The organism is Streptomyces liangshanensis (assembly GCF_011694815.1).
Lineage (GTDB): Bacteria > Actinomycetota > Actinomycetes > Streptomycetales > Streptomycetaceae > Streptomyces > Streptomyces liangshanensis.
The window spans coordinates 3,812,024-3,824,489 of record NZ_CP050177.1; the positions used below are offsets into that span (position 1 = coordinate 3,812,024).

3 protein-coding genes are annotated in these 12,466 nt (G+C 68.0%); 1 reads left to right on the forward strand and 2 read right to left on the reverse strand.

What is annotated here, in order from left to right; all coding sequences use genetic code 11:
- Positions 1-263: 263 nt before the first annotated feature.
- Positions 264-7,385 carry a polymorphic toxin-type HINT domain-containing protein gene (locus HA039_RS16410; RefSeq protein ID WP_243869505.1) on the reverse strand — a complete coding sequence of 2,374 codons (7,122 nt, stop codon included), beginning with the start codon at positions 7,383-7,385 and terminating at the stop codon, positions 264-266.
- A 577-nt stretch (positions 7,386-7,962) separates the two neighbouring features.
- Between HA039_RS16410 and HA039_RS16415 the strand changes: the two genes are divergently transcribed.
- Positions 7,963-11,454 carry a DNRLRE domain-containing protein gene (locus HA039_RS16415; RefSeq protein ID WP_167030073.1) on the forward strand — a complete coding sequence of 1,164 codons (3,492 nt, stop codon included), beginning with the start codon at positions 7,963-7,965 and terminating at the stop codon, positions 11,452-11,454.
- 23 nt (positions 11,455-11,477) lie between these two features.
- On the opposite strand, the gene HA039_RS16420 is transcribed toward HA039_RS16415, so the two are convergent.
- A complete protein-coding gene (locus HA039_RS16420) occupies positions 11,478-12,314 on the reverse strand; it encodes an alpha/beta fold hydrolase (protein ID WP_167030076.1) in 837 nt (278 codons plus the stop codon).
- Positions 12,315-12,466: the final 152 nt, after the last annotated feature.

Here is a 12,466-nt window from a genome sequence, read left to right on the forward strand (position 1 = left end):
GAACAAAGTACAACCCATCCGACCTCAGAACATAGCTGAAACACACATCACAGTTGACGTCCGTATCGTCATTCAATTCAGCTACTTCACTCAGAGCGTGGACGAGATCGCGGTAGGGTTGAATTTGCTCAACAGCCAAGACGAAAGATCTCCGTGGCGCATCGATGTCCTCGTAGGCGTTCCGAATATCTCGCATCAATTCGTCCCATGCCCGCCAAGGCCATGAGGCTCTCGCTCCCATAAGTCCCCCTTTCCTTAATGCGCTAGTCTCGATAGACGGGGCCGACCGGGTGCCCGTGCACGCGACCCTTTCCATCAATATGAGCTCGTACGCTGGTCTGCCAACCAGGAGCCGATCCGTCGCGCGGTATGGGACTCCTCCCCACTGGTTTGCCAAAATTATACTGGCGAATATTCGGACGACCGGGCACCGGGGATCCGTGCTCCCATGCGTAACGAGCATACGCATCGGCTTCACTGCGGGATGCGAAAACGGACGTCGGCGTACCTTGGGCAAGCCGCTCCTCATATTCCTTGGTTCCCGCAACGTGCTGATCTTGCTTCTGCCGAGAAATCTTGGTGAAGCACTCGCTGTTGTGAACCAGGACCGGCGTCTCCCCCGCCAGCACATAGTACGTGTGGAGGTCATCCACCGTGAAGTTGTACGTCCGGGCACGCTTCGTGAACGGATGGTTAGCTGTGACGATTACCGTCTTGCTGTGATCCGTGAGGAGGGTTGCCCCGGGCCGGAGATCTCGTGCCTCAACCCATCGACCCTCGGAGGGTGACCAGAAGGGGTGCTCGTGAGTCGCCGTGAGCTTCTTGATCCCGTCCGGTGTCGCAATGGACAGGGTGTTGAAGTGTTTGTCCCCTTCGGTGACGATCAGCCGCGTCACGGCTCTGGGTCCGGACTCACCAGTCTCCGGATCCCTGGCCATCACCTTGTCACCGAGCTTGACGTCTTCGATGTTCTTGGTCTTGCCGTCGGCCATGAGGACATCGGTGCCGGCGAGAAAACATTTGGTGCAGCTGATAGCCCGGGGGGCACCCTTGCCACCCACGCGGCTACTCAAGATGATATCGAGGCCGGGATTCTCGCAAATGGGGCACTTGGGACCAAGATCGAGCCCCTCCACATGCTTATAGCCGTCGTAGAATTTACGGGCTTCCAGGCAGAAATCATTGGGACCCGAAGCCATGCACTGCTCACGGTAATAGAGTTCAAGCTCCAGCTCTTTACTCAGCAGCGACTTGTACGGACCAACAGTCCTGGCGATCTGGTTACGCGACGGGTACCCCTTGGACATCCACTTCTTCGCCGTCTTCAGCGGGAGGAGCGGAGCCGGCCCGTTGCCAACGTCCTTGATGAGGGCAGGCTTCGGGGTGGTCGGGGTATTCGGGGAGGTATTTCCCGGGTGGGAACCGTCTGGCTTGGTCTTTCCGTCCTTGTTGCCCTGCGGAGTGTCCCAGTTGCAGCTGTCGCAGTAGAGGCCGGACGGGTCGGAACCGGATATCGGGCTGTTGTTGCTGTACGCGTAGCCGTTCATCTGGAGCGGGTCCGCGAGGTCGATCACCGGGTCCGCCGAGAGGAAGCGGCCCGCCGCCTGGTCGTACTCGCGGGCGCCCATGTGGGTCAGGCCCGTCGCGGTGTCGTCGATGCCGACGCCCAGGTAGCTGCGCTTGTTCGGCCACGTCGTGGGCTTCGGGCCGCGGGCCTCTCCGTACGGCTTGAAGGCGCGCCGGGTCACCGGCTGGGTGCCGCCCAGCTCGACGGACGTGTTGGCCGTGCCCAGCTGGTCGGTGATCAGGACGTTGAGCTTGTGGCCCGTGGTCGCGCCGTTCGTGGCCGTCCGGACCACCGTGGGCGCGCCCGCCTGGCCGTAGGAGCGCGACGCGCGGGTGATCTTGCCGGTGGAGTCGGTCGTCAGCTCCGTCTCGCCCAGGTACAGGGTGGACCCGGTAGGCGAGTTCTCCAGGATGCGGTTCCCGGCGGCGTCGTAGATGTACGTCGTCCTGACGCCGTTCACCGTGATGGTCCGGAGCTTGTTCTCGGTGCTCCAGTCCAGGTCCTGGGTGTTGCCCGGGAGGTCGCGATCGGTCGTGTTGCCCGCGTCGTTGTTCGTGTACGAGCTGCCCTGCCCCGCGGTCGTGGAGGCGATCGCGGAGAGGGTGTGCGGCTGGACGAGGCCCTTGCCGGCCACCTGGCGGCCGTAGGAGTACGTGAGGGTGACGTTCTTCGTCGCGTCGGCCGTGTTGTGCTCGGTCAGGGTGGCTCGGTTGCCGAGCCGGTCGAAGGTGAAGGACTGGCGGTACGCGGTGGCGCTGGTGGCCGTCGTGGAGACCGTGCCGGCGGCGGGCGCCGCCGCGGCCAGTGACGACGTCAGCGCGGCGCTGGGGTTGGTCCCGTCGACGGCCGTCGAGGCGGCGTCCGCGACCGGTCCGCTGCTCGGGGCACCGTCGGACCTGGGACCCCAGTTGACGTTGCCCGACGAACGACAGCCCGTCCCCGAGTCGTTCGGGGTGATGTTGGAGGTCCAGGCATGGACCAGTTCACCCAGCGCGTCGTACGTGTAGCACTGGTTGTCCCAGGTCGCACTGGTCCCGTTGCTGATCTTGCTGGCGTTGGCGGTGACGATGCCCGCGGCGTCGTACGCGTACGTGCTGTCCGCGACCGGCGTCTTGCCGACCGTCTCCGTGTTGGTGAGGGTGCGCTGGAGACTTCCCGTGTGCTGGTCGACGAAGTTGGTCGTCCAGACCCGCGAGGGCTGCGATCCGCTGACCGCGCGCAGAGGCTCACCGTACGGGGAGTAAGTGACGTCGGACGTGTACCAGTTGGCGCCGGACGTGGACTCGGCCAGGCCGTCGGAGTTGTAGCGGGTGACGACCTTCTCGCCCGCCAGGCCGCCCTTCGCCGGGAGCGTGACCGACAGGGGCTTCCCGGTCGGGGTGTAGGCGTACGAGTAGGCGTACGTACCCGACAGGCCGGCCGTCATCGTGTTGGCGGGTATCACCGTCTCGCTGCCGGTGACCTGGTAGTCGGTGTCGTAGCCGGTCACGCGGTTGACGTAGTCGCCGGACGCGTCATGCCGGATCGTGGCGACGGGCAGGCCGAGCGCGCCCGCCATGTCGTACGTGAACTTCTTGATCGGTTCCGCGTCGACCGATCCCTCGCGGACGGCGACGGGCCGGTCCAGCTCGTCGTACTCGGTGAAGACGGTCTTGCCGAGGGTGTCGGTGGTCTTCACCGCGCGGTCGGCGTCGTCGTACTCGGTCAGGGTGTCGCCCGTGTCCGGATCCGTCGCCTGCATCTGGCGGCCGCGGACGTCGTACAGGTACGACCAGACGTTGCCGGCCGGGTCGATGACCTTGGTGCGATTGCCCCGCGCGTCGTAGGAGTAGTCGGTGGTGCGGCCGGCGCCGTTCGCCCCGGCGGCGGTGGTGTAGTGCGTGATGGAGGTGACCCGGCCGAGCGCGTCGGTCGAGCTCTTGGTGGTGGCGGTGGTCGATCCCGGGGGGTCGACGGTGACGGTGGTGTCGTCGTAGGTGCTTCTGATCTCGTTCTGGTACGTGCTGCCGTGGTAGCGCATGGCGTGAACCACGCGCTCCTGGCCGTCGTACTGGGTGCGCGTCTTGCTCGGTACCAGGGTTTCCGAGATCCGGGCGAACAGCTTGGTCTCCGGGTTGCCCTTCGCCAGGTAGCCGCTGGTCTGCTCCTGGACCAGCCCGTGGTCGTTGTACTTGGTGTCGGTGATGATCCGGCCGGCGCCGTGCGCCTCGCTCTGGGTCTGCACCTCACGCGACAGACCGTCGTAGAGGGTGACCTGACTGGCGTATCCGCCGTCGTCCTTGAGGGTCTTGACCGTGACGGCGGCCGGCTTGGTCTCGGCGGGTGTCGCGACGGCGGTCTGGTAGACGATCTCGGCGTCCGGCGACTTGCCGCCCGACGAGCGGGACGGGGACCAGCCCCTGACCAGGCGCCCGAGCGCGTCGTACTCGTTGCGGGTGACGCGGCCGTTGGAGTCGGTGGCGGTCAACGGCAGGCCGCGGCCGGGATCGTACGTCGTGGTGGACTCGTGCAGTTTGGCGTTGATGGTCTTGACCGCGGTGACGGGACCACCGTCGGCCGGGGTGTACACGGTCTCGGTCGAACCGGTCAGAGGCCTGGTGACCTTCTTGACCCGGCCCAGGTCGTCGTAGGTGCTGGTGGTGGTGATGGAGTGGGACGTGCCCTTGCCGTTGATCTCCGCCACGAGGGTCTCCAGACCCTTGACGGGTTCCTCGCCCCACGCCTGGTTGTCGTACGAGGTCCGCACGGAGCTGAGCAGCTGGGTCTCCGGATCAGCGGTGTCGAACTTCGAGCAGGGGGTCGCCGTGGAGCGCGACTCCTTGGTCTTCCCGATGATCCAGGCGGTCTTGTTGTGGACGTAGGACGTCCGTACGCAGACCTGGTTGCTCACGGTCTCGCCGGTGCCGTTGGGCTTGACGACCGACATCTCCATCTCGATGGGCAGACCGTAGGTCTCCTCCATCGTGGTCGCGGTCCTGACCGTCTGCCAGCTGTTGCCGACGGTCTGGACGGCGTCCGTCCGCCCCACCCAGGTGCGCTGGGCGAGCAGCGGGTCCAGGTCCGTGCCGTCCTCCGCCTCCCGGCCACGGGAGGCGGTCTGCTTCGACTCGGGGAAGGTCAGGGCGCGCTTGAGCAGACGGCCGCCGGCCTCCTTGTACGTGAGGCTCTCCGCCGCCATGCCCGCGAACTGTGTCGCGTCGTCCGCGAGCAGTACGACCGCGCCGGTGGAGTCCTTGACGGCTCCGCCCGTGCCCTGGAAGTAACGGGTGACGGAGTACGACGCCGGATCCGGGTCCTCCTCCTTGGCCGTGGAGCCACCCTTGGTGGTGGCGACCTGGCGGTAGCCGCGCCAGATGCTGTACGTGCGCAGGGAGGGGCGGCTGAACTCGTCGTCGCTCTTGTCCCAGGCCGGTGAGGTGTACTTGTACGAGGTCACCACCGGCCGCGAGTGCGTCGTGACCTTGTCGGTCTCGGTGACCGAGTCCACGACGTACTTGTTGAACCAGGCCTTGGCGGGCGTCTTCTCGTCCCCGTCGGGAGACCAACGCACCGGGTAGCAGGTGCCGTTGGCCTTGCCCTTGTCGGTGGTGGGTTCGGTGGCGCAGCCGCCGGTGTACTCGACCTCGATGTCGCCGCCGTTCTCGGTGGAGACGACGCCGATGCGCGGGCGGGTGAAGCCGGGGCGCTTGTCACTCGTCCCGGAGGGCACCAGGTTGCGCAGCTGACGGTCCTTCAGCCGCGCCCTCAGCGGTGAGGCGCTGCCGACCGTGTAGTGGCTGAAGCTGACTCCGTCCGCGGACTGGACCGTTCCCTTGGTGTCGCCCGGCGCGAAGCCGGTACGGGTCAGGGAGTTGAGCCACAGGCTGGGAGAGGTGTCGTACCAGTCGGCGGGAAAGGACTGGTGAAGGGTGTACGTGTCCACCTTGCCCAGTCCGGTCTGCCCCGGGCGGGCGGCCTTCGTCGTCACCGAGTCCAGGCGGAGCTGGGTCCAGAAGGAGGGGAACGGAGGGCACAGCTTGGAGGTGGACTTGCAGTTGAGGTTGCCCGGGGAGTCCCACCAGGGGCGGTACGCACCGGGGTCGTCGGTCTTGGCGAAGTTCGCCGGGTCGCAGGCGGTCCCCGTCGCGAGGCGGCGCTGCTCGACCTTGAACTCGACGGTCGCCGACGGCTTGGTCAGGTCGGCGGTACGCATCCCGTACTCGATGGATACGGGGTACGCGGCCCGGTCGTAGTTCTCGGGCGCCTTGAACTTCTTGTTGACCGCGTAGTAGTTGGTCTCCTGCTTCCAGTTGACGACCATGGCGTTGCCGTGGACGTCGACGACCTTGTCCATGCCCCACTGCCAGGCCTGCTGCTTCCCGGCCCCACAGCGGGAGTCGGCGAAGCCGGCCTCGTGGCAGGGCTCCTCGGGGTGATTGCCGTAGACGGGGACGGTGGACACCGAAGCGGTGTTCGCGTGACCGCCGCCGACCGCGTTCAGGCCGTAGTAGTACGTCGTGCCGTCCGGGGTGGTGACCACCCAGTGCTCGCCGTTGTTGTCGTCGTTGGTGGCGCCGGTCCTCAGCTCGACGCGGGTGCCGTCGTCGTTCTGCGGGCGGTACGTGTCGGTGCTGCCCACCCGGACCAGTTCGGTGGTGCGGCCGTTCAGCGACATCACCGCGTTGTACGACACCCAGCACAGGTCGGACGTCTTGTTCTTCTTGGCGGTGTTGTTGGGCGTGCCCGCCTTGAGCGTCTTGGAGTCGTCCTTGCAGGAGCGGTAGCGGCGCTCGATGTGACCGGGCTCGTAGTTCCAGCCCTCGCCGATCCACGACGCCTGCGGCGAGGAGACGGCCGTCCTGCCGTCCACCTCCTGCGAGTCGTACTCGAAGGAGACGTTGGGAGACGGACCCGCGGGCGTCGGGGGAACCGCCAGCGGATACGACCAGGCGAAGGAGCCGGACGAACCGCCGGCCGACCATTTCCCGCTGGACGCCAGCGGGCTCGCCTTGAACGAACCGCCTTCTCCTGAGCCGGAGTCGGTGACGCCGAGCACGGCGGTGCCGCCCGCGGCCGCCGCCTGGGTGCGGTAGCCGGCCCGCAGGACGGTTGCCCCCTGCTGACGGCTCGTGGAAGAGGAGGACGCCGAGGAGGACGCGGTCGTGGCCGTGACGTCGGCGGACGCGTCCACCGTCGCGGTCACCGTGCCGGTGGCGGTGTCGTTGACCGTCTCCACCTCGTCGTACGCCTGGCACTCCTCGACGTCCGGAGTGGTCAGGTAGCACGGGGGGAACTGCACGAAGCGCAGACGGGAGGCCCAGTCCGCGCCGTACAGATTCTTGAACTTCTTGTAGTCGAACCGCACGGACACCGGCACCGCGTCGGCCGGGGCGCGCAGCGTCACCACCGCCCCGTCCACGCCACGGGCCACTGTCTCCGTCCGGCCGTCCACGTCGACCTGCCACGTGCCGGTGGGCGCGGCCTGGCCGGCCGCCTGCCCGAGGCTGACCGGGAGGTCCTCGACGGGAGCGGTGGCGGCGGCCGCCGTCACACCGTTGACACGCGCGGACGCGGACTTCGGGACGGCATCGAAGTTGATCTTCCCGGAGTCCTTCAGCGGGACCGTGGTCGTGCCCGCCGGCGCCGCGCCGAGGTCCTTGGGCACGTCGGCCTTCAGGCTGTCCAGGTCCTTGCGGAGGACCTTGCCCGGTACGGGCTGCTCCTGGTCGAGTTGCTCCAGGACCAGATCCTCGCGACCGATCTTGTCAGGGCTGGGCGGGATCGCCAGTGCCTGCGCGGGCAGCAGCCCCACCAGCAGGGCGAGGCCCACGGTGGGCACCACGGTGTGGCGAACGCGGCGCCAGCGACGGCGAGTTTCAGACAGGCGAGACACGCCAGGATCCCCCCGGACCAGTGAGCGCGGCACCGGGGTGGGCCGCACGGGACGTCGTGCAAGAACGCGCTGATTCTGTGGGGGAGCTGTGAGGAAACACCAGAGAATTAATGATCAAGTGATGATCATCACTTGACGTAATGGATCAATCACAGGCACGTTCCACAGAAGTGGCACACAAGCACCCGATCAGCGACTTCCCGCCACATCAACGATCAAAGGGACCTTGCGCCCAGCCATGTGCCTTCACGATCAATTCACCCCGATCTTTGGGCGGTTACGCGGCTTTCCTCACCCCTGGCGGCGGAGACGGCACCGATGACGGGGCGTCACCGACCGACCCGCGCCGGTCGCCCCCGAAGCCGCGCGCCATTTCCGCAGGGTGACGGCCGCTCACACATGGGTCATGATCTGCTCGCTCATCTCGTGTGCTCAGGCTCGTGTGCTCAGGCCCGCGCGGGGGCTCCGTATCCCCGGTCGGCGACCCGCCGAACGCCGGGGCCGAGGGGGAGGGGTCTCACTCATGCCACAACGCAGAAACCGCCTGCCGGGCCGGCGCGCCGTCGCCCTGGCCTGCGCGGCCGCGATCACCGCGACCGGGCTGACCTACGCGGGCCTACGACTCACCGGGCCGGAACCGTCCGCCGGCGGATCCCACGCGCCCGCGGCGGCCCCGGTGGTGAAGGAGGCCGACGCGCTCACCCAGGCGGCGCGGACCGGCAAGCCGGTCGAGATCTCCTCCCTGCGTACGGCTGACACCACCACCTGGGCGCGCCCCGACGGCCAGATGTCGCGCCGGATCTACGTCTCCCCCATCCGCGCCGAGGTGGACGGCGTGTGGGAAACCATCGACACCTCGCTGCACCGGACGGGCCGGGGCTGGGAGCCCGCGGCCACCAACACCAAAATGGTGTTCTCCGCCGGATCCGACGCCGCCTCCGCCGCCTCCGCCGGTTCGGCCGGCCGCGACGAACGCGCTTCCCGCGGTACGGTGCGCCGCGTCGGACTTCTCAGGAGCGCGGCCGCGGCCGACGACGCGGACAGTCCGCTGGTCACGCTGCACGCGGACGGCCACGACATCCAGCTCACCTGGCCCGGCCCGGTCCCGCAGCCGATCATCGACGGCGACAGAGCGCTGTACCCGGAGATCATCCCGGGCGCGGACCTGGTGCTCACCGCCGACGACGAGGGGTTCTCCCAGCTCCTGGTGGTGAAGAACCGCGCCGCCGCCGCCGACCCGCGCGTCGCGCAGCTCGCCTACGGCCTGTCCTCACCGACCCTCAGCTTCCGGCTCGACCCGGCGTCCGACATCGTCACGGCCGAGAACAGCGACGGCGACGAGATCGCCCTGTCGCCCTCCCCCGTCATGTGGGACAACGCCGGGTCCCCCGCCGTGACCGACGGCGAGGTCGGGGCGACCGCCCAGCCCACGGCACCGGAGGTCCTGCCCTCCGACTCGGCGCCCCCGGAAGAGACGCCCTCCCCCTCGGAGAGCACCGACCCGGAGGCCGACGGGGAGACCGACGAGCAGAGGGACCCGTACCCCGAGACGCTGCCGCCCCCGAGCGACGAATCCGTTCCCCCCGTCTCGGAGTCACCGCTTCCGCCGGTCCCGGCCGAGCCCACACCCGCTCCCTCGCAGACCGGGTCGGCCGCCACCCTCTCCCTGCCCGCCCTGGACGGCCCGTCCCCCGACTCGCACGGAGCGCTGGTCGAGGCCGCGCTCGCGGGCGGCAAGTGGCTCATCACCCCGGACGCGGATCTGCTGACCGACCCGTCCACGGTCTACCCCGTCTTCATCGACCCGTCGGTCAAGAAGCACGTGCAGAACTGGACCACGGTCTACGACCGCTACCCGAAGGCCACGTTCTACAACGGCAAGGGCTTCAACAAGGGCGGCACACACGAGGCGCGGGTCGGCTTCGAGTCCGACACGTGGGGTACGTCGCGATCCTTCCTCAACATCGACTACGACAGTTCCCTCAAGGGAACGGTGATCACCAAAGCCACTCTGCGCCTCCTGGAGACGTACGCCTGGTCCTGCACCGACCGGGCCATGAGCGTGCACCTGACCGGCGAGATCAACTCGAAGACGAACTGGAAGAACGCCCCGAAGCTCAACGACGGCAACAAGATCACCACGCGGAGCTTCGCCCACGGCTACAAGTCCGGATGCCGCGACGCGTACGAGACCTTCGACGTCAAGAAGGCGGCCCAGACGGCGGCGGACAAGGGTGCCGACACCATCACCTTCGGCATGCGCGCGGTGAACGAGGACTCGCAGTACTCCTGGAAGAAGTTCGCCGCCAACGGCGAGAACGCCCCCTACCTGGAGATCGTCTACAACCGCCGCCCTGACACGCCCACTTCCCTGGACCTGGGGCCCGACGCCAGGTGCACCACCACGGAGCCGTACGTCCGCATAGGCGCCGGGGACATCACCTTCACCGCGTCGGCCGGCGACAAGGACCGCAACCTCGACTACCTGGACTTCGACCTGTGGCCCACGGGGAAGTGGGAGACCGTGGGCGACATGCTCAAGACCACCGGCAAGAAGTCGGTGGGCGGGGACACCACCAGCGCGCGTGTCACCACCAGCGGTTTCTCCACGACGAAGCTGACCAACAACACGAAGTACTCGTGGCGCGTGAGGTCGGTCGACGACGCCGGGTCCAGCTCCGACTACGCGCCGAAGGGCACGCCCTGCCGGTTCATCATGGACACCGCGGCGCCGAGGCCGCCCGTGGTGACGTCCACGGACTTCCCCAACGCCGACGCGAACCGGAACGGCTTCGGCATCCAGCCCGAGGACAGCATCTGGAGCACCACCACGTTCGGCATCGCGGGATCCTTCACCTTCCGCGCGCTCGACACCGACGTGGTCCGGTACGAGTACGGCTTCAACTCGGCGAGCTACCCCTTCTCCCTGGCCCGTACGAACGGCACGGCGGCGTCGGTGAGCGCGAAGGTCTCGACCGCCAAACCACCGACCGCCGGGCCGAACGTGCTCTACGTGCGGGCGGTCGACGCGGTCGGCCACGTCTCCGAGCCGAACAAGTACCTGTTCTACGCGTCGCCCAAGGCCGAGGCCGACACTCCTGGTGACTTCACCGGCGACGAATTGCCCGACCTCTTCACCGTCGCCGACGACGGGCGCCTGTTCATCTATCCCTCCCAGGCGACCAACGATCTGTCCAAGGGCTCGGGAGACCTCGACTACTCCATGCCGGGCGCCTATCGCGGCAATCCCGACAAGGACCCCAACGGCGACAAGCTCCCCGACCAGGTCGCCCCGCCGACCAAACACTTCGACAAGGCGCTGATCACGCACAACGGAGACATCTACGGCGGCGACGGGCTCCAGGACCTCGTCGTGCGCGTCGAGGGCAAGCTGTGGGTCTACCCCGGCGACGGCTACGGCGCCGTGGACACCGACAAGCGTCGTGAGATCCTCCTCCCGGCCGGAGCCCCCGATCCCGCCACCTTCACCCAGATCGTCTCGGCCGGAGACGCGACGGGTGACGGCAAGACCGACTTCTTCGTCACGGTCGGCGACGCTCTCTGGGCCCTGACCGGCTACAGCGGCGCGACGGTCGAACAGGCCACACGGCTCTCCGCCACGGCCTGGACGACAAGGGACATCGTCACCGTCCTGGACATCACCGGCGATGGCGTCACCGATCTGCTCTACCGTACGGACGAATCGGGACGACTCCTGCTGCGTACGGGCATCAAGCGCGCCGCCGGTGGCGTGGACCTGAACTCGCTCGCGTCGGCGGCCACTTCACAGGGTGGGGCGGACACCGAGTACGCGGCGTCCGGCTGGTTCAGCTCCGCCGTCCTCCAGATCATGGGGACGCCCGACGCCAACGACGACAACATCCCCGACATCTGGGCGCTGCGCTCCGACGGATCCGTACGGCTCCACCTCGGCGGCAGGGCGGCCCTGTCCGGCACCGGCAGCGAGGTGATCGGTCCGAACGACTACTGGAAGGTCCGGCAGGCGATCGGCTGACCCCACCCTGGTGGCGGGGCGGGTCAGGGCTTGAGGAAAGCGATGATCTGGGGGGCGAGCTTCTTCGGGGCCATGACGGGTGCGCCGTGGTTCAGGGCGGGGAGGGTGTGGTGGTCGGAGTGCGGCAGGATCTCGGTGAGGGCTTGGGCGGCGCGTTGGAAGGCGGCCGGGCTCTTGGCGCCGGTCAGTACGCGGGTGCGCGCGGCCACCCCCTTCCACTCCTCGGCGTCGAGCGGCCTGCCCTGCTGGGTGTCGCCCATGACCGCGATGTCGTACGGCAGGGTGTGGGCCATCCCGGTCAGGTTCGCCCACACCTTCGGCATGAGCTTCATGAAGAACACGGCGATGCCCGGCATGCCCTGCACCCTGGTCATGAAGTACTTGACCGCGTCGCCGGGCCGGCCCTCCGCGAGCAGAGCGTCGACCTGCCGCGCGAGGTCCCTGGGCGGGCCGTCGTCGCCCTCGGCGACCACGAACGGCGGCTCGTACAGGGCCAGGCGGTCGACGTTCAGTCCGGCGGCCGCCGCGCGGAGGGCGAGGACCGCTCCGGAGGACGAGCCGAACAGCGACGCCGAACCGCCGACGTGCTCGATCAGGGCGGCGATGTCCTCCACCTCGCGGTCGGGGGCGTAGGCGGCGGCGTCGCCGCTGGCACCCCGGCCGCGCCGGTCGTAGTTGATCACGGTGAAGTGCGGGGCGAGGAGGGCGGCGAGTCTGGTCGTGTCGGAGCGGTCGGCCAGGGCCGAGGCCACCAGCACTAAGGCCGGCCCGCTGCCCGACTGCTCGAACGCGATCTCGGTGCCGTCGGCGGAGACGACTCGGGCGCCGGCGCCGGCCGACTGCTCTCGGGCTGCTGACATGTCTGTCTCTCCGGGGCACGTAGGGGGTGGGGTGTGGTTGGGGTGCTGTGGCTTGTGTGTCGGCGTTGAGACTTCCGTGGCGTGCGGAACTCATCGGTGCCGCGGGGCGATAAACGCAATGCTCTGTCCGTGTCGGTGCTGCTAGACAATCC

Coding starts and splice junctions, on each gene's coding strand:
- HA039_RS16420 (WP_167030076.1), bottom strand. CDS start 12,314: ATGTCAGCAGCCCGAGAGCAGTCGGCCGGCGCCGGCGCCCGAGTCGTC.
- HA039_RS16415 (WP_167030073.1), top strand. CDS start 7,963: ATGCCACAACGCAGAAACCGCCTGCCGGGCCGGCGCGCCGTCGCCCTG.